Source organism: Caballeronia udeis (assembly GCF_001544555.2).
GTDB lineage: Bacteria > Pseudomonadota > Gammaproteobacteria > Burkholderiales > Burkholderiaceae > Caballeronia > Caballeronia udeis.
The window spans coordinates 43,321-62,600 of record NZ_FCOK02000058.1; the positions used below are offsets into that span (position 1 = coordinate 43,321).

General features: G+C 56.7%; 15 protein-coding genes and 1 pseudogene. 7 read left to right on the forward strand and 9 right to left on the reverse strand.

Annotated features, from left to right (window positions below; all coding sequences use genetic code 11):
- Positions 1-154: 154 nt before the first annotated feature.
- Together AWB69_RS49720 and AWB69_RS31495 are read right to left on the reverse strand one after the other, a co-directional pair.
- Positions 155-289 (reverse strand): annotated as a pseudogene (locus AWB69_RS49720) (sensor histidine kinase); the annotation flags it as partial.
- Positions 290-650: 361 nt separating this feature from the next.
- Positions 651-2,315, reverse strand: coding sequence for an alpha-amylase family protein (locus AWB69_RS31495; RefSeq protein ID WP_062090736.1), 1,665 nt, complete (start codon positions 2,313-2,315; stop codon positions 651-653).
- Positions 2,316-2,365: 50 nt separating this feature from the next.
- Between AWB69_RS31495 and AWB69_RS31500 the strand changes: the two genes are divergently transcribed.
- Positions 2,366-3,955 carry an alpha-amylase family glycosyl hydrolase gene (locus tag AWB69_RS31500; RefSeq protein WP_062090737.1) on the forward strand — a complete coding sequence of 530 codons (1,590 nt, stop codon included), beginning with the start codon at positions 2,366-2,368 and terminating at the stop codon, positions 3,953-3,955.
- A 380-nt stretch (positions 3,956-4,335) separates the two neighbouring features.
- Here the strand turns inward: AWB69_RS31500 and AWB69_RS31510 are convergent, their stop codons facing one another.
- From AWB69_RS31510 to AWB69_RS31520, 3 genes are all read right to left on the reverse strand, one after another.
- Positions 4,336-5,145, reverse strand: a complete 810-nt coding sequence (locus AWB69_RS31510; protein ID WP_062090739.1) for a TenA family transcriptional regulator — start codon at positions 5,143-5,145, stop codon at positions 4,336-4,338.
- A gap of 210 nt (positions 5,146-5,355) precedes the next feature.
- Positions 5,356-7,842, reverse strand: coding sequence for a putative bifunctional diguanylate cyclase/phosphodiesterase (locus tag AWB69_RS31515; RefSeq protein ID WP_062090740.1), 2,487 nt, complete (start codon positions 7,840-7,842; stop codon positions 5,356-5,358).
- 363 nt (positions 7,843-8,205) lie between these two features.
- Positions 8,206-9,369 carry a cyclic nucleotide-binding domain-containing protein gene (locus AWB69_RS31520; protein WP_062090741.1) on the reverse strand — a complete coding sequence of 388 codons (1,164 nt, stop codon included), beginning with the start codon at positions 9,367-9,369 and terminating at the stop codon, positions 8,206-8,208.
- Positions 9,370-10,135: 766 nt separating this feature from the next.
- On the opposite strand from AWB69_RS31520, the gene AWB69_RS31525 reads away from it, so the two are divergent.
- Positions 10,136-10,399 carry a hypothetical protein gene (locus tag AWB69_RS31525; RefSeq protein ID WP_062090742.1) on the forward strand — a complete coding sequence of 88 codons (264 nt, stop codon included), beginning with the start codon at positions 10,136-10,138 and terminating at the stop codon, positions 10,397-10,399.
- Between the two features lie 696 nt (positions 10,400-11,095).
- Here the strand turns inward: AWB69_RS31525 and AWB69_RS49725 are convergent.
- Positions 11,096-11,338 carry a hypothetical protein gene (locus AWB69_RS49725; protein ID WP_231937298.1) on the reverse strand — a complete coding sequence of 81 codons (243 nt, stop codon included), beginning with the start codon at positions 11,336-11,338 and terminating at the stop codon, positions 11,096-11,098.
- A gap of 692 nt (positions 11,339-12,030) precedes the next feature.
- On the opposite strand from AWB69_RS49725, the gene AWB69_RS31535 reads away from it, so the two are divergent.
- The 3 genes from AWB69_RS31535 (at position 12,031) to AWB69_RS31545 (ending at position 14,259) form a co-directional block, all read left to right on the forward strand.
- The gene (locus tag AWB69_RS31535) at positions 12,031-12,225 is read left to right on the forward strand and encodes a hypothetical protein (protein WP_062090744.1); all 195 of its coding nucleotides are present in this window, start codon (positions 12,031-12,033) and stop codon (positions 12,223-12,225) included.
- Positions 12,226-12,297: 72 nt separating this feature from the next.
- On the forward strand, positions 12,298-12,633 hold the full coding sequence (locus AWB69_RS31540) for a hypothetical protein (RefSeq protein WP_062090745.1): 336 nt from the start codon (positions 12,298-12,300) through the stop codon (positions 12,631-12,633).
- Between the two features lie 339 nt (positions 12,634-12,972).
- On the forward strand, positions 12,973-14,259 hold the full coding sequence (locus AWB69_RS31545; protein WP_062090746.1) for a sensor histidine kinase: 1,287 nt from the start codon (positions 12,973-12,975) through the stop codon (positions 14,257-14,259).
- Positions 14,260-14,854: 595 nt separating this feature from the next.
- On the opposite strand, the gene AWB69_RS31550 is transcribed toward AWB69_RS31545, so the two are convergent.
- Positions 14,855-15,301 carry a response regulator gene (locus tag AWB69_RS31550; protein WP_062090747.1) on the reverse strand — a complete coding sequence of 149 codons (447 nt, stop codon included), beginning with the start codon at positions 15,299-15,301 and terminating at the stop codon, positions 14,855-14,857.
- Positions 15,302-15,561: 260 nt separating this feature from the next.
- Positions 15,562-15,873, reverse strand: coding sequence for a hypothetical protein (locus AWB69_RS47235; RefSeq protein ID WP_231937299.1), 312 nt, complete (start codon positions 15,871-15,873; stop codon positions 15,562-15,564).
- Between the two features lie 928 nt (positions 15,874-16,801).
- Between AWB69_RS47235 and AWB69_RS31565 the strand changes: the two genes are divergently transcribed.
- Complete coding sequence (locus AWB69_RS31565; protein WP_062090750.1) at positions 16,802-17,110, forward strand: hypothetical protein; 309 nt, start codon at positions 16,802-16,804, stop codon at positions 17,108-17,110.
- A gap of 247 nt (positions 17,111-17,357) precedes the next feature.
- Here the strand turns inward: AWB69_RS31565 and AWB69_RS49730 are convergent, their stop codons facing one another.
- Positions 17,358-17,729, reverse strand: a complete 372-nt coding sequence (locus tag AWB69_RS49730; protein WP_231937300.1) for a hypothetical protein — start codon at positions 17,727-17,729, stop codon at positions 17,358-17,360.
- Between the two features lie 293 nt (positions 17,730-18,022).
- Here AWB69_RS49730 and AWB69_RS31580 point away from each other — a divergent pair, with 293 nt between their 5' ends.
- On the forward strand, positions 18,023-18,490 hold the full coding sequence (locus AWB69_RS31580) for a response regulator (protein WP_082913664.1): 468 nt from the start codon (positions 18,023-18,025) through the stop codon (positions 18,488-18,490).
- Positions 18,491-19,280 lie beyond the last annotated feature (790 nt).

The window sequence follows — 19,280 nt, forward strand, 5'->3', positions numbered from 1 at the left end:
ATCGGCCCAACAACCTGACAGCGCCCTCGGAGCTAGCGACCTTTTTGCCTGCGCTTGCGCAGGCTTTTCTTTTCGGGATTTTTTAATCAGCTGTCGTTCGCGAAGATACGCCCGACCAGCCAGCTAAATTCGCCGGGCGGTGTCGCTTTGATCGTGCGGCACATATCTGTTGCGCATGGTCCCGCAACGCCAGCGATTTCATGTTTGATGCTGCTGGCAATAAGGTGAGAGCGAATGCCTCCCATTGTCCCAGGATCGTTTCCGTGTCACGCAGAATGCGGCGAACCAGATCAAGGCAGAGTGCCGCGTGAACATCCTTGAGCAGGTCGAAAATGCTGACGTGAGTCGTGGCTCTCGAACCCTGCATTAACTCCACAGCCCTTTGACGCAACACACCACCACGCACATACAAGACCGGGAGCGGCGTATGCATGACGCCGCACTGGCAATTCGATTGCAGGAACCACTACCGGTGGTCGTTGCCAAGATGAACAGGCCGACATCCAGTTTCTGAAGTTCTTTGCCTCCAACATCCGTAAGCCGGAATACATGCGTGGTTTTCCAAGCGCATTCCCAAATGCGTTCGGTAGCAGCCCCCGTGTCAGCTCTTCGCTACCTGCTCCCGACAGCGAACAATGACACCGCGCACATTAGACTTCGCTGCGCTTGAGCAAGTAATCGAGCCCACCCATGCGATACCACCGATAACCGTAAGGCTCGAGAACGACGCTATGGCGGCCATCGGCGGCCACTTGGCTGTGGTCGTCGGACAGAAGGTTGACAAGGATGTCCTCGCCGGGATTCGCACAGCCCGACTTGAACTTTACCGTGCACGCCTCGGCGCTGAAGTTATGCACGCACAAGACCGAATTGTTACGCCAGTCGTAGCGCAGGGCGAGCACATCGTTGCGGGAAGCGCGTAAAACCGCGAAGTCGCCCCAACTGATCTCCGGGACCTCTCGACGCATGCGGATCATGCGCTCCGTCCAGTTCAGGAACGAGTTGGGATCGCGCCGCTGATCCGCAACATTGACCCGTTCGTAACCGTACGGACCACCCGAAATGACTCGCGCGACCGGCCGCGCGTGCTGAGTGAAGCCTCCGTGTGGCTCGGTGGACCACTGCATCGGCGTGCGGGCGCATTCACGTTCCGGCAGGCGCAGATCGTCACCCATGCCGATTTCATCGCCGTATCGGACTACTGGGGTCCCCGGCAGCGTCAGCATCAGGCTGTAAGCGAGTTCAAGACGTCGCCGGTCGCCCGAGAGCATCGGCGCAATTCTTCTGCGGATGCCTCTTTCGTAAAGCTGCATGTCCGGATCCGGACCGAAGGCCGCGAACACGGTGGCGCGTTGGTCAGGCGTCAGGCGACCGAGATCGAGTTCATCATGGTTGCGCAGGAACACGCCCCACTGCGCCGTCGGTGGTCGAGGCCGGGTCGCCATCAGCGCCTTCTTCAGCGGTGCCGTGTCCGCGCTTGCGAGTGTGTAGAACGTATTTTGGTTGACCTGAAAATTGAACATCATCTGAAGGCGCTCGCCGTCATCGCCAAAATATTCCAGGTCGGTATCGGGCAACACGTTCGCCTCGGCAAGGATGATCGCGTCCCCCTTGCGCCACTGCAAGAACTCCCGGAAGGTTCGCAGCATGTTGTACTGCTCGACCGGTTTCCCGACCTTGGCGCCCTTCGTCGATATTACGAAGGGTACGGCGTCCATCCGGAAACCCGACACGCCAAGTTGGATCCAGAAGCCCATCACTTTCAGTATTTCCGCTTGTACATGCGGGTTTGCCGTATTCAAGTCGGGCTGAAAATCGTAAAAACGATGAAAGTACCAAAGTGCTGCCTGCTTGTCGTACGTCCACGTCGACTTCTGGACGCCGGGGAACACGATTCCGTCCTTGGCGTTACGCGGCTTCTTGTCGGACCACACATACCAGTTGCGATATTTCGAGTCAGGATCGCTACGTGCTTCGCGGAACCATGCGTGCTGATCGGACGTGTGGTTGACCACGAGATCGATCATGACTCGCAGGCCGCGTTGATGACAGGCATGCGCGAATTCGGCGAAATCGCCGAGCGTGCCGTAGCGGGGATCGACGTTGTAGTAGTCCGAGATGTCGTAGCCGTTATCAAGGCCGGGCGACGGCTGGAACGGCATCAGCCAGATAGTGGTAATTCCGAGGCCTTGCAGATAATCAAGGCGGCGGATAAGGCCCTGGAAGTCCCCAACGCCGTCGCCGTTCGCGTCCATAAACGTGCCGACCGAGAGACAATAGACGACTGCATTTTTGTACCAGAGATCGTTTAGCATTCAGTCTCCTCGTTGGTTGCAACCTGCTCGAAACGAATAGAGGAACGGCAATGTCAGACTTGGCGTGGTGGCAGCGAGGCGTGATCTATCAGGTTTATCCGCGATCTTTTCAGGACGAAAACGGCGACGGAGTCGGCGATCTTGCGGGCATCACGGCGCGTCTGCACTACCTCAGAGCGCTTGGCGTGGACGCCATATGGATCTCGCCGGTCTACCCGTCGCCGATGGTCGACTTCGGCTACGATGTCGCCGACTATTGCGCCATCGCGCCGGTGTTCGGAACGCTCGGCGACTTTGACCGGCTCGTGGTACATGCGCATGAACTGGGCCTGAAGGTCTTGCTTGATTTTGTTCCCAATCATTCCTCCGACAAGCATCCGTGGTTTATGGACAGCCGCTCATCACGCGATAACCCCAAGCGCGACTGGTATCTGTGGCGCGATCCCGCGCCCGATGGCGGACCACCGAACAACTGGCTAAGTCGCATGGGCGGTTCGGCTTGGGAAAAGGACACCGTCACCGGCCAATATTATTATCACGCGTTCCTGCGCGAGCAGCCCGATCTCAACTGGCGCAATGCCGACGTACGCACGGCGATGGACCGTGTCTTGCGGTTCTGGCTGGATCGCGGCGTCGATGGCTTTCGCGTCGATGTGCTTTGGTTGCTGATCAAGGACGCTCTTTTCCGCGACAATCCGCCGAACCCGCAGTTCAAGGCCGGCGAACCCGATCATCATCGGCAATTGCAGACCTATACGGAAGATCAACCCGAAGTCCATGACATCGTCCGGTCGATGCGCGCGACCCTCGACGAATACGGCGAGCGCGTCCTTATCGGCGAGATTTATTTGCCCGTGCCTCAACTTGTCAGCTACTACGGACCGAACGGCGACGGTACGAACATGCCGTTCAACTTTCAACTTATAAACGCGCCCTGGAACGCGACGGAGATTGCGCGGATCGTTTCCGAATACGACCACGCGCTTCCTTTGCATGCATGGCCGAACTGGGTGCTCGGTAATCACGACAACCGGCGTGTCGCGTCGCGCATCGGCCCGCGCCAGGCGCGAGTCGCCGCAATGTTGCTGCTAACCCTGCGCGGCACGCCCACGCTCTACTACGGCGATGAGATCGCCATGGCCGATGGAGTGATTCCACCCGATCGCGTGCAGGATCCTGCCGAGCTGCGACAGCCCGGCATCGGTCAGGGCCGCGACCCGGAACGAACGCCCATGCAATGGGACGGGTCGCCGAACGCCGGCTTTTCGAGCGGTGTGCCGTGGTTGCCAATAAGCGGTGGCGATGGCATCAACGTCGTTCATCAGGATGGCAAGGCATCGTCGATGTTGACGTTTTACAGATGCTTGCTTGCGTTGCGCAGAAGCGAACGGGCATTGGTGGAAGGAGCGATGGAACGGGTTGTATCCAGCGGGAACGTACACACCTATGAACGCCGCCTGGGCGGCGACCGGCTTTTTATCGCGTTGAACATGGCCGGTGCGGATGCGCCGGTGGAAGCGCCCGAGGGAACCCTGCTGTTGTCGACCACGGAAGGTCATGAGGGCAAGCGAATCGAAGGACCCAGCCTGCTACTCGCCGGCGACGAAGGCATCGTCATTCGTGCTTCGAAACCAACTTAGCGTGCGTCTGAACGTGTACTGGATTAACCGTCAGCTTGCCCTGCTAGCAGCGTACTTTCCTTCGCTCGCAGTTCGTCACTATGAAAAAAGCTGATTTCGCCGATCCGGAGAACGTGCTTCGCGGCGATTGAACTGGGCGGAAGACGCGGGCGCGGTGAGATCAATACCGGTAAAGGTGGTGCCGCGGGCAGAGGCGACGAGGATAGTTCGTGGTAAGTGTGAATCATGATCGCCTCCATTGTGCCTCCCGCAGACAAACCCGCGACATAGACGCGATCCGCATCGACGGCGTGGCTCGTCATCACCTCGCGCGCGATACCTGTGATCAGCGATGGCTCGCATTTGTCGTAGACCACATTCGCAGCCACGCCCAAAGGCCATCAGACAGTTTCAGGGGTCGAAGAAACCTGCAACCAGCTGTTCGCCCTCGTTGCCACCTCTTTTTTCGCGGGTTCGCGGTGGGCGTAGTCGAGAGTCATGCGTAAATAGTCATAGCTCTTGCGGATCGCATTGCGTACCCTGGTGATCGACTCCGGCGACGGATTGGTTCCAAGCAGCGTTGCGATAATGTCAAGTGCCATCCACGGATGCTCATCATCGTAATGCGCGTGCACATGAAGCCACCGCATGGCCGATTTGCGGATCGGTTCGGGAAACGTAAGTGCGTAAGTATCTTCCGAGCAAACCATGCAGGAGAACTCGCCCGTTGCACCCTCGACCGCATAGTTCGTGGCCGCCATGGCTACCGCGAGGTCGTCAATCACGCTGACGTGCCCACACCAATGCGCAAGCGCGTGCATTTCGCTGGGCACTTCCTTATTCAAGACTTCGTGCATCGTGAGGCCTGACGCCGACGCCCACTGAAGCCAATGCTTCGCGTGCATGTTCTCTACGCGAATGTTTTGAATGAGATAGGAACGAGCCATCGTCTCGCCCCGCGACGTCCCAAATCGGGCCTTCATCAAGTTCGACGCCATGAACTGCGGGAACTGCTCGATCACCGGAAAAAAACCAGCCAGGAAACGATGTGTGCTTTCAATGTCCAGCGTTGCGTCCTTCATCGCCCTGCAGAATGGATGGCCAAGTGCAACTGACTTTTGTTCTTCGCAGTCTGCGACTACGCCCTGCAACCATTCCGGATAACTTTTGATGTCTTTCAATTCGCCGGATCGAATAAAATCAGTGCTCATAGGTTCATCTCGCAGGAGGGGCTCGCATTTATCGACAACGCTCAAGCGAAGTCGGATATCCGGGTGGATAGACTATGCAAGTTTTGCAGAGATAATGTATCAGCAATATTAAGCAGCGCACACTTTATATAAAATATCGGAATATTATTGTTCAGACAATAAGACCCCGATGCAATCGAGGCCTCGTCGAGAAGAAGAGCCGATATTCGATTATGGAACCACAGTCGGCTCAACGGAAATTAAGCGCTGGGGCTCGGTCCAGGGAGCGGGGCGCCCAATAAAATAACCTTGCGCATAATCGACACCATACTTCTTGAGCAATTCTACGATATCTGCGTTTTCAACATATTCCGCAATAGTTTGACATCCTAATGAGTGCCCAATGTCATTGATCGCGATGACCATATCCTGACTGACGGTGTCTTGAGGTAGATTTTTGACGAATGCACCGTCGATCTTCAGATAGTCGACCGGAAGGTGTTTTAGATATCCGAACGACGACATGCCAGCGCCAAAATCGTCCAACGCGAAATGGCAACCTAGAATACTCAGTTCATTCATGAAGTGCACAGCGGACAGGAGGTTGCTGATTGCCGCTGTTTCGGTGATTTCAAAGCACAACAAGTGTGCGGCAATACCATTCTCCCTAATCTGTTCGACAACGTAGTGCAAGAAACGTGCGTCGCCGACAGAAGCTCCGGAAAGGTTGATTGCATACTCGCTATATTGCTTGGCCGGAGTGCGTGAGAGAGCACGCAACGCCGTGCGCACGACCCAGCGATCTATAGTAGTCATCAGGCCGTAGCGTTCGGCAGCAGGTATGAACTTGTCGGGGGTGATGGCCGGGCCGCCCTGCGTGTCGATCATGCGGAGCAGCAATTCGACCTTGTTCAGACCGCCCACCTGCTGGTCTCCCGTATGAAGGTTGCGAATCGGCTGTGCATAAAGACAAAACAGGTCATGTTCGAGTGCATGCTTCAGACGTCGCGCCCAGGACGCTTCGTTAGCATGAGTGGCAAGGTCGCTATCATTCAGGTCAGCCTCTTGAATGCGATCTCTGCCTCGCTCCTTAGCAACGAAGCAAGCAATATCGGTCAGGTGCATCGCCGATTCTGCCGTGATGCCCGGCTCGTCCAGCACCAGAAGCCCGATGCTCAGGCTCGTCTTGAACTGCTGTGCTTCCCATTGATAGCAGAATGTATTCGCCGAGTGCAGGAGCTCATCGGCCAATGTCATGGCCCGCGCCCGATCGTACCCTCTGAGCAATGCACCGAATTCATCGCCGCCCAGCCGCCCAAAGGTGTCCCCTGCACGGAAGATTTTCGACAGATGAGTCGAGATTGCGCGAAGCATGCCATCGCCCGCAGCATGACCGCAGGTGTCGTTGACGATCTTGAAGCGGTCGAGGTCAAACACCAGCAACACGTCGTACACCGCGACATTGAGGTGCTTCACGTCAGCGAGTGAAGCAGCGAGCTGTCGTTCGAACTCCGAGCGATTGACCAGGTCGGTAAGACTATCGTGTGATGCTTGCCACGCGAGGCTTCTTATGTACTCTTTCTCGCGTGTCATGTTTCGCAGGATGATCACGTAACCATGATGCCCGTCGTTTGAACCGTCCACGTCACTCAGGTAAAAAGGCGATCCGGTGATGCGCGACACCACGGCCCTTACATGGACTTCGATACCGCTATAAGAGACAAGGATCATCTCAACGAACTGGTCGTCGAGATGATCCCCTGGCAAGCGGTCGCTAGCGAGCTTGGCGAGCATTTTCTCTGGTTCGCGTGAGCGTTCGTACAGCAGGGAAAAGGCATCGGAAAACGGGCGCCCCAGACATAAAGCGCTCGTCGTGCAAAGGATACGTTCAGCTGCGGGGTTGATGAACTCAATCTCTCCCGACAGACTTGTCGCAATCACCGCCTCTCCGATCGAGCCCAGCGTGGCCTTGGCTCGCGCTTCGCTGTGCCGCAAAGCCCTCTCGGTGCGTTTTCGCTGAACCACCAGCCGGCGGACATGCCAGACGGTGAGCAGCATCAACACGGTCGCGGCCGCAAGATCGACCATGAGCAACAGGAATGCGACCTTGCGAAACGTCGAACTCAACTCGTAAGAAAAGCCTCGGGAAAGCGGCGCAACATCTTCGTTGATCTGAAAAATTTCCTTTTGCAGCTCTACGAGTCCGACATCAGCTCCCGACCGGTCCGAAAACCGGCGATGAAGCCGACTGGCGACCTGTCCCAGCTTGTCCATGTGAACGTCGCTACGCTTCCAGAGGTCCATTGCATCCTGGAGGTAACTGACATGGCGAAAGATCCGATACACCCATGCGGCGCTCACCACGTCCGACCGGGCAAAGCCGCCCATGACCAGTTCGTCTTCCGCCGTGTGCATATCGGTTTGCGTACGGTCAAGAATGTCGCGAGCCCGCCTCAAGTGCAGGAGACCCTCCATCGCCTCAGTGTGCCGCTGATACAGCACTTCATCGCCGCTTTCTGCATACAGGTGCAAGAAAAACGTCGCGTCCTTCTCGCCCTTTGACCAAACGCTTTCGGCGCCGATATAGGCGCGCAGCGACGACATGATGTCGATACTGACGGCGGCCAGGGTGACGAGAATCAGGATTACCATCAGGAAAGGCCACACAAGGCGGATGACCTGATTGGCATCGCTATGGGGCACATGTTTAACGCGCATGTATGTGTTCCGTTAGTACCTCGCTTCGCTTTCCTAAATGGCGATAGCAACTGCGTCGACGGGAATGACGTCGATCCGCGGCTACGGGGATCAACGTCAACCCAGCTTCGAACAAGCTATCTATCCAGGACCCGGCAGCGACGTCCAACCCGCTAGTTGCCGTTCAAAAATCTGGGAGCGGCCGCCTTTTCTCGGTAACGCGTAGATAATTTGGCCGTCGATTCGGCACAACCCTCATGTAGAACGTCATATTTCAGGAATTCTTTAGCCCGGCGGTTGATCGGTCGCGCCAACAGAGCCTGCTGTGGTCGCTCGGTCTCGCAGAAGGTCCTGCCACAGTGCATCACAGGTGATGCGCCAGGTTTAAATAGAAAGCCGCACGGGCGGGATTGTCGCGCCGGTTTTGATGGACTTAAGCAACCGGATGAATCTCCGACTGATATCGTCTATCTCGATCGGATCGATCATAGGATTGCTTCGAATGATCCGCGACACCTCGTGTTGCCGGGCTTTGGTCATGACCCACAACAGGCGCTCGGAAACCGCGCGATTGGTCGCCGAGACAAGCATTTTGGCAAGGTCGGAGGGGTCGAAAGCGTTGACTGTGTCGAAGAGCGTGCGGTCGTCGATGAATTCAATGTCGGCCAGCGATTCGTATTCGTTGGTGGACCGCGGCGGTTTCTTCGAACTGGTGGGGATGCCGTTATGCTCGCGAGACAGCTTGTCCAGCAGCAACTGCTTTTCGATGCCGATAAGCGCGTCGAGGTTCGTCAAGCCGGCCTGTTCCAGTTCCGTCACGATCGAGATGCCAAGGCTATGGTCCGCGGACCGCTGCGATGATTCGACGATTCGCCCGGGATTGAAAACGATGACCTGCCGTTCGGCGGTGTCGTCAGCCGTGGGAGAGGCCACGTCGTCGTCGAAGTCCCCACGCGCCGTTTCAAACGCGATCAGATTCAACGTTTCCATACGTCTGAACATTGCCATAATGTGCATGCGAGGATGGCCGATTATGGCCTGGCATTGCCTGAAGGCATCGGTGAATGAGATAGACACATTCTCCGAGCTCGGATGACGCCGTGCGTCTTGGCTTTCGGCCCGCGCCATCAGACTCAGCAAATTGGCATAGGAGACCATGCCATGCAAAAGATCGGCATTCGTGTGCGCCGGGAGGAATTCGTCAACTCGCTTGTTCCTGCGGATCAGGCTACGCATCAAGTGGCGAAGCAGGGGCGACACGCGCTCCAGTTCAACTTCGACCGCCGTTGGGTCGATGACGATCAGCCGACAAAAGCTCAGGGCTCTAGCGGTTGATCCGCGCGGCTCGGACCGCAACAGCGCACATTCCCCGAAGCATTCGTCTTTCCCCAGGATCGCAAGCACCACTCGCCTTTCATCGCATCTGGTTGAGATCTCGATCTTGCCTTCGGCGATGACGTAGATGCAGGCGTTTCCTGCATACCCTTCCGAGTAAACGACTTCGCCCGCTGCGACGGCCCGAAATTGTGGTGCCTTTTCTTGGTGCAATGTATCCCCCGCTATGCCACTTATGCCGCCTGACCTAACGTTATCGATCGGGTCGGCTGATTTTTGTCGGAGACAATCGTCTTCTACAAGGGATAACGGCATTCTCTTACGAACCCTTTAATTGCAGCAGGGATGTTCTTTTGACATATATCGATCGGGAATGGCGGGTTGGCCGTTGTATAGGGGCGCAAACATACAACTGACTACACAGAAGGTAGGATTAGCTCAACCGTGCGTTGTAGCGACGGAGCATTTGTATCAAGCAATTTTCGGCGTGCTGCCAGGAGAGCTCGGCGCCCACGTATTCGGAAGACAGGCTGAATGGAGAGGTGTGAACGGCGGTCAGAAAACGACACCCGATGGCGGCGTCAATCAGAAACGCTAAATGACTTGTTCTTCAGAACGGGTTTTTCGACGGCTTGCGGAGGTGCCGGTGGGCTAGTATCGTGCACGTCGGAAGGAGCCCAAAGGGCGAGTGCAGACGCACCTGGTGCATCTCACGTCTGAATGGGGGTGACGCAGGATTCGGTATGCGGTAGAAGAAGGTTTCACCTACCGCCGAACAAACGGGTCCGACTTCGACCCAACTGCCAGGTTCATTCCGGTGTGGAACCCTACACGTGTGCGACAGGGCACAAGTGTGCGCCAAGTAATGCAGGCCGCGTCAGCCCTGTCGATATCGCATCGGGCATTGGCGGGCATTGACGGGCATTCTCGATGCTGGCGTCAGTCCGACTGGTTGTATGCGCTTAGACCGAGTAGCCCAATGATTCACGCTTATCAGTATCAAGGATTCGACATTGCGGTCGCCATTGAAACCGACTTCCGTTGGAAGGGCGTGCGTGGCACATCGGCCACTGTAGGGTACGTGGCGATCGTGAGGATCAGCCAGGCCGGTTCCGCTGTCGCCCTCTTCTCCCCACTGCGCTTCGGCGAATCACAAGGCAAGCCATTTGTCAGCGAAATCGATGCGCTCATGAGTGGTTATAGCGCGGGGCGACGGGTTGTCGATGACTTGTTGACTGTGTGACGCTTCGATCAAAGCGACTTTGCAGGTCGTCGTCATTCCTGTTAATTCAATCACTTATCGAGATTGATCACCCATATTAACCGCTCCACATCTCCTCGCCGGCGGCGCTCGTTGCCTTCGAGAGACCGTTCGCCATCCGGAGTGGTCCTTCGGATTTGCTGATAACGGCCATTCAACATATACGGCTAACGCGCTGGTACGATGCCACCCGCGCTCCACTGGTATCGAAGTAAATAGGCCAATGAAATTAGACATTGAGGACCTGTAACAGGATTAGAAGTGGCGGTGTCATCGTCGGCCAGGGTTTTGCCTTCGTGAGCAGAGGCATTCCCTGGCGAGTACCTGGGCCGCCTATCAGGGTATGCGCCATTCGTCAGACATACTAATCTGTATGAGGACGCGACGCGAATTTAGAGTACGGCCGGGCCGCACCGATGCGGTCGGTACGTGCAAGGACAAAGCTCACATGCTCGAGTCAACGTGGCATCGTTTTCTGAAACCTGTTCTGGAGTTAAGTGAGCAACTCAAGAAGAAAGCATAGCGTCAATAGCCGCACAGTGAGGACACGAGACGACCATGAACCTAATACGAGATGTCGTTTGTGACGCTGCGCAAGTCGCACTGCTCAGCGCTCTAGATGGCAGCCACATGCTCATCGCGGCCTACGACGCTGATGACCGCCTTGTATTCTCAAATTCAACCTTTAACCATGCGTTTCACCTTGACGGCGCCACGCAGAACATGACGTTCTCTGAGCTCATTTTGCACGCTGTCATTCACCGGTGTGGTCCACGCATCGACCGCGGGAATGCGCTCGAATTCATTGCTGATACACAAACCCGCCGGCGTAGGCAACCCGGACAACGTACCTTTGCCACTGACCTCGGACGGCCGCTGGTTTTGGGTGACGGAAACCTTTTTCGAAACAGGCTGGATCATCGTTGTTGGCTCGGAGATTTCTGAACTGAAACAAAATGAGCTGGCCTTAGTTCAAGCCCGCGACCGAGCGATGCAAGAGGCCCAGACGGACCCTTTAACTTGTCTCGCCAATCGTAGGCACACGTTGTCGCACCTGCAACATGCGATTTCCACGTCTGTCTGTTCGAATCTCCCACTCGCAGTCGCGTTGATTGATTTGGACGCGGGCAGGAACTGCGTCATGGTTTCCAAACTGCCAGAGGCACCCATCGATATTTGCGCAGGAAGCGATGAGCCGTACGCTCGGTCACGCAGATGGCGGCCCTTGGCTCTGCACGCTTCCAGGCGCCCCGCGCGCCGAGTGTCACCGATGCGCTGAACCTCGGTTCGGACGTGGAATCCGTGTGGCTAAATGAATTAACCGAAAGCGCGAGGCGGCCCTGCGTGCGGCCCGTAATACGGCGAGCTTCGTCTTCACGCTCCTCCTCGTTGTCATTGGCCAACACGCCTTTGCGCCCTCATGTTTAGCGATATCGCGTAAACACTGGTTCTGAAAACAGGCTGTTTCCCGCAGAATCGACACCCACGCGACCGCGCGATAGATGGACTGTCACACATAGGTAACGTCTTCCTGTGAAAGTGATTTCACCTTGGTCCGAACATGTAAGACACCTTCGCAACGACGAAGGGTAAAAATCTGGGAGACACGTCACATGGAAACGGTTGTTTCGACCTCGCATCAAGGATACCGCCGCATCGCCAGCGCATGCCCCGCGCGCTGCGGTCTCCACACCGCTGACCTCGCCACCGAGCAGCCGGAAGGTCCGCTCAAAGCTTTCATTGCGTTGGACTATTTCTTCGACCGCGCCCCGGCATGGACCTACGCGACCCGCTCGGGACGCATTTGAGTCGGCACGCGGAGACAAGAACCTCGCCGAGCCTCAGCTCTCGATATCAGTACGTGAACGAACGGAGACCACATGCGCGAAGTGCCAGTCATTGAACCCGAGTTGTACACTCAAACAAATCCAACGCTGCGCTTTCTCGCGCGGGACTCAAAGGACCCCGTCATTGCCCTGGTTTATTGGCTGGGTGTGACAAGCCCTTCACGCGAACCTAGCTTTTACGACGCGATGCAAAAGTTCGGTCCACTGATGCAGTTGATTCTTCCGGACGAATGCCCCGGCGTATTTGTGAACCGGAGCGCTGTGCTCCGCGCGCAAGACTTGGGACTGGTAAAACGGCTTGTCTTTAAAGACTGGTCATCGCTCGATGTCCGCTATGCCGGACCGTGTAGTGACCTTTACTTCCGGTAGACGGCACCCTGACTACATCGGCGCATGAACGGAGGATGATTCAGTCCTTGACGTATCGTCGGCAAGGGGAAGTTTACATGTATCCAGCCCGAGGCCCCCTCGATGCCATTGAACAATCGCCTCCGTGCCCCGCGACTTTAAGAAAATCGGAAAATCGCTTCTGCTCGCTGATTATTTGAGTTTCGATAGCGGCTCATAGAGTCATTGGCAAAAATCGCCCGCAAAAGATAGAGCTGACCTCATAAATCAAATGCGCCTTTCGAGACCGATTGCGCGGTTCTATGCTTAGACGTATTCGGGCGTCGACCAGGCTTTCGTTAGCAGCGACCTCCCGTGAACATGTACCGCCGAGGCTCAGACGATGACCGACACATCTTTTGGCCCCTGCAGCGACTTGCAGCGACATTGCGCGACCAGCGGGAAGTGCTGACCGACCGTTGGATAAAATCCTCGCTGCGCGATGCCGATATCGGACATTGCCACGCGCTTACGTATGAACAGCTGGCCGACCATGTTCCGGTGATTCTCGACGAAATCTGCTATTTCCTCGCGTCGGAACACCTGAACGATGTGGAAGCGGATATCGAGCTCGATGCGAGGACACACGGTCATTGGCGCTGGAAGCAAGATTATCGACTGGACGAACTGATTCGCGAATTGGACTTGTTTCGCCGCGTTCTGTCCGCAGCCATCGCCAGCTTCGCCGAAGACAATCATGACTTCACTCGGAGTCAAGAGACCCACGCGCGGGATTTGGTCGATGACGCCGTAAACCTTGTCATTCTGGCTTCTGTCCACCAACTCGTCGGCGAGCAGGAAAGAAAAGTCGACGAATACACCGGCATGCTTGAGGAAGCGAATCGCGAACTCGCTTCGCAGCGCGAGTTGCTCGCCAGCGTATATCAGTCGCGCCAGCTGGCCGCGAGTAGCGTTGTGCACGAACTGCGCAATTTCCTGAATGTCTTTGAAACATCGCTCGAGCTGGTCAAGGCGCGTCCCGAGAAAGTGGACACCGCGCTGACCATTGCTGGCCGACAAATTGCCGACATGAAGCTACTCGTCGATCAATTGTTCGAGTATTCGGTCGTCTTGAGTGAAAACCAAGTCCCCGTAGCAGAACGTTTCGAACTGCGGACTTTGTATGACGAACTGGTGTTAGCACATCGAGTGGGCGCCGAAGCCAAGGGCCTTCACTTAAGCTCCGAATTTGATTCGAGCCTGGATTTCGTAACCTTGAATCGATTGAGAGTCAAACAAATTGCAGTGAACCTAATCTCGAACGCCATGAAGTACACGCAGTCCGGAGAGATAGGTTTTGCGCTAGTGAAACTCGGCGCTGACCGCTGGTGTCTGCGAGTGTCTGACACCGGTGAGGGTATCTCTTCGGAAGACCAGGAGCGGGTATTCGGTGAATTTGAGCGTGCGGCCGGAGACGAGATTCCCGGCACAGGATTGGGGTTGGCGATTGTTAAAGAGCTCGTCTGGTCTTTGGACGGTGAGATTTGGGTCCAGTCGGAAAAAGGAGAAGGAAGTGTGTTCGAAATAAGGTTGCCACTTCATTTGTCTCAGCAGTCCGGTTGCGACGAACCGCAATCTGTTGCGAGTCGCCTGAACCGGGCAGTCTAAAGGGTCGACGCCGCAGGGGAAAATATCTCGCCGAACTCTTGCGTTCTGTTACTCAAGCGAAGCCACGATATATCGGGCGAAATCTGAGCAGGGCCCGTACGGTCCTGCAGTTCGCCTGCGCGACGACGCATGCAATGAACATCACCGACGCGAACACGTGCCCCGGTTATCCACCGATTTTGTTGGCAAGCCTGTGGATATCTGCCGCCGCGTCGGCGACAAGCTACTGATTCGGAAAGCATTCGGCTCGAAGAGACCCAATCGAGCTTGCATGAGTCAGGGGCGACAAAGACTACTGCACGACGGGTTTCCTAAAAGGCTCAGAACGGTGGTGAACGCAGCGTCGCACAGAGAGCAGGTCGGATGGTAAGTCCGACGATGCCCTACCTGGCTAAGCTTCTGCCTATTAGATGACCGAACAAGATGTTGCATTGAGGTCCGTTTGTACAGGACCTAGAGCGCATACCTCCCGCTGCGCTGCCAGTGGCCGGAACGCCTCCGTATGAGGTGTGAGCGCCCAGACTGCGCAGGACCTTGCGCGCGGTCTGCTGCATCGCTGGCTGAGCTTCTTGCTGCCTAGCTGGTGTTTATTACGCTAACACCTGCCTATGACGGACTCGAGCACGGTCAGTAACCGGTTGGGTGTGAGTGGCTTTGCGCAATGCACATCGAAGCCGGCCTCAAGTGCGCGGGTCCGGTCATCATTCGAGGTCCGCGCAGTGAATGCGACGAGCAACATATCGCGAGTCAGCGCACTCGCCCTGAGCCGACGCGCTAACTCTAAGCCCGTCACACCCGGCATCACGATGTCCACCACAACAGCGAAAGGCAGCCATTCTTCCGCAACCGCGCACGCCAGGCTCGCGTCGTTGACTGTGCGAGTCTCGAACCCGTTTTGCTCCAATAGCAGTTGCAGAGCATCTGCCCCTACGGGATAGTCGTCGACCACTAAGACTCGAGGTGTCGAAACCGGCCTTATCGCATCGATGGCACGCCACATAACGAAGTCGTCGGTGCTGTCGACATAGACGCGGCGGACCATCGTGGTGCCTCCCGGCCGAACGAACGTAGTGGGGCATGTGTGCCACCTGCTCGCGCCGCAGCCGAGTGGGTATCGCCGCCACTGCCGGGCAGCGCCGCAAACTTCACGGTACCCCCCCACAAAACCACCGACAACCATCGAAACTACTTACGCCCCGGAACTAGAGCAAGCCCGCGAGATGAAGTATTGACTTCGATAAACAGGTCAAGGCGAGCCTGGACCACCAACTGGAATACAGGTGCCCATTATTCGGAAATCACTCAGCGATGTTGTGCCGCAGCGGGTACCGTTCCGGCCCTGCCGTATGGAAGAAGGCTGGTATTGAGGTCAAGCGTCACGTTGAACACCGAGCGGCCACGCACGCCCTCGCGGCCACGAAACTCTACGGTCCCGTCAGCACCCACGACAATGACTTCCTCCGCTCCGCTGCACAGGTACGCGTGAGTCCTGCTGTCGAGACTGGCTGCACAAACGGCATTGCCGAACAGTACCTCCACGCACAGGTCCGGGGCGAAGGCTAAGGGATTGGTCCCTTGCTCCGCATCATCGTCGGGCCACTTTTCATCCGGCATCCAGACCACATCTGGGACTCGGACACCGAAAGTCCGGGTGACAACGGGGAGGCGCAACGCCACGCGAGGACCCAACTGGATGGCGAGCTGACAAAACACGTCCGTTTTGAATATTTAATGCCAGGGGTCTTCGTCCTGAAGCAAGACATCGCCTGCCGGGCTGAGTTCAAATGCTGCGTCAGCGAGGTCGCGCCGGACCGCTAACGTGCGCCAAATAGCCAGGAGTGAATCTTGTTGCAGACACTGCTTGTTCATGGCGAGCTGTCCTGGCGACAAATCATATGTTTAGCATATATTGCTAAAATGAAGTGACAAGATACAGCAAACAGAACCTCCGAATTCAGAGGGTTAACCCCAATTCGACGTTATCTCAGACAAGTGTGATTTGATAACAATGCTATTGAGCGAGGCTCCTCGAATTGCCGCTAGCGCGGCATCACTCGGCCAGGGTCAAGCGAATTGAAAGGGCAGCTCAATCGTATGTCGTTGACCAGATATAAATGTGATAAATGTGCTGCACGCGCGGGACTAACCGGCTTTTACACGCGTCCATTAAATTAAAACAGACAATGCCGCGCTCATGGCTCCGTTTGGGCTATCGAATCGCCAACCCGGCGGCCCCGTCTAACGGACTATTGAGCCCTTGGCACCACGGCGAGCAACTCTTCGCTGACCACCGCTATCAGATGTGAGCGCGTCCCGGCGCCTCTGGGCGTGTGAGAGATACCCGGTAGTCATCCCCCGCCGGCCGTTTGCAAAGATATCGGCAACCGGCGACATAACGATGTCACAAAACCGGAATAAACACTCGATGGTTCCGTAAGGAGGTGCCGTCCTGCACCCCAATCACCTCGCTCAATGGACAATGATGGCAGATGACCGCCGCTTTCTTTCACCTCGCCCCGCTGAGAGACTCCTGGAGCCCGCAATGGCGGCAAAGCGCAAGTCTGCATCGAAGGGTATCAACCCATCGGAATTTCCGAGTCCGCGCGACTGCCTCAAGCCAGCGCTTGCGCCGATAGCCACCGCGCTGGCGGAGGAACTCGCTGCCCTGCTTGCAGCTGCGCTCGATGGCAGAAAGAAAAAGACGCTCGACCGACTGTCGCAAGCGCTAAGCGACGCCGTTCCCGAGTTACTCCAACGAGCGTTTGAACACGAATTGCTCGCAAACAGTGTCGTGGCTTCTGAACGCCGGGCGACGCTCGTCGCCGCGTTGAGCGCAGGTGACACGCCCTAGCGCAGAGCGTCCCTCGGGAAATGCGGATAAAAGATGCACGCGGCAGCCCAGGCCGGCTGCAGGCAGAGTCGATTCAACCCTTCGCAACGTCTCGTCGGCACGTGTGAACCAACTGGGAAAGTCTGGAGAGCGACCTGAGTTCGACAAGCAGAGAATGGTGTGACGCGGCTCGAACGGAAGTTCGATTTGACCCACTCTCGATTGGACTGAATGACCTGTTCATAGCGAAAGCCATCGAGCGTAGCCGTCACTGGTCTGCGCCGCGAACAATCAGCAGGTCGAAAGCCTCGCGGGCGTCTTTGAGTTCTTGCATCGCCGCTGCAAATCGAGCAAGTTCCAGCATGGATGGTTGTCGAGCGCCGTCGTCCGCGAAGTGAGCTTGCAACGCAGTGGACGCCGCCTGTACTTCACGGGCCGCGGACGCGACTCGCTCGAGCGCAAACGCTTCAGCCGACCGTGGGTTTTTCGCTCCCATTGCTTCATCTTTGCGGGTGGGCATTGCCAATTTATCCATGACCATCTTCAGTACTCGCGCAGAGCGTTGGGCGCAGTTATGGCGGCAAAACGTCGAAGTATGCTGGTGCGACATCCTGCAGTATTTCTGAACGTCGTTCTTCATCGGCGTCGAACTCGACAAGCGGACCTTTGGCGCCAGGCCGATAGCCGATAACGGTCCCAACGCGTTCCCTGTACCGCTTCGCGGAGCTGCTATCAAGCTGGAGGATTCTTTCGTCGGTCAACCTTACGCGAGTGCCTACCTTTAGCTGCATCAATCGTCCCTCCGTCGATGTATGACAGATAGGAGGGCTGCAACGGGCAGTAGTTCAAACAACTTCTGTTTGCGCCCATGCGTAGGTTAGGGTCCGAGGCAGGCGCCGTGCCATGATGGCAGTCATCATCGAGTAAGCGGCCATGTCGCCCAAGCTAACCACTCGTCGAGAACGCTGCAAATTCTCCGCGCGGCCGACAAACGAACTTCCGGCCGATGACGGAACGGAAGACACCTGTTCGATGAGAAAAACGCAGACAATTCCCCTGGTGGATGACGATCGCAGCATCCTAGTTGCGTGGAAATGCATCTTGCAACTCGAAGGCTACCGAATCGAGACGGCCAGCGATGGCGAGACCGCCCTAGCCGCCGCCAACAAGGTGCAACCCGTCCTCGTTATCACGGACCGATCGATGCCCGGAATGGATGGTATCGAGCTTTGCCATCGACTCAGGCGCGAGCCGAAGTTGACGGGGATTCCTGTGGTCCTAGCCAGCGCTAGTCATGAAATTACGGTCAGCGCTCCTGTTTGGGATGAGCTTTGGCAAAGGCCCGTGTCGGTCGAGACTATGCTCGCGTCGATGCGGCGCCTCGTGGCCTTGTCGCCTTAATTGACGGCCGCGAGCGCAGCCCAAACGGACGCAATCAGGCGACACGCCGTGACGTACGGATAAACGCGACCTAGGCCGGCGATTTTCGAGGTGGCAAGCGAACGACCGAAAGTGGTCGCTCCCAGCCTGCAAGTGTCGGGATTTTGTGCACGAGTGCACGACGTCCGGTCGACCGCACTGGTGGCCGTTGTCACCGATACCGACCGGGACGACTTTCCCGATGAATGCTCGCGGCCGATGAGCAGGCTTCTAGCGCCCGACTGGCTACCGGCCTAACTGGCGCGCCATCGGGCCGGCCGGCAGCGGCAAGACGCCGTCAATTAATGACAGCGGTTTTGCCAGTGGCCATGAACCTTCACTTTATGACATACCCTATGGTGGTGGCTGTCGTCTGCATAAGCGGATGAAAAGGCACCAAGGGTTAAAGCAGCGGTGACGAGGGCGAGAATGGTCTTTTTCATGAGTTTATAACGGAAGAAGGGGAGCACCCATCCTAACAGCGTCAGATTACAGTACCCCAAATGGAGCGCCCCGCTATCGAAGTGTGGTCTTCCCCTGATGAAGGGACATGCTTGACGAGGGTGAACCAAACCGTGGGAGGCTATTTCCGTCGACTTGACCGCCGTCATAGACGACGTGACGGCGCCTTACCCGATGGGATACGGCGCTTGGAATCTGCGAAGGTTCTAACAAAAAAAGCCCGGCGAGCCCGCCCGGCACCCTCGCTATATCAGCTACGCTGGCGACGTTGCCAACCGATCGGAGTTGCTATGCGACTGATCATCGAGGC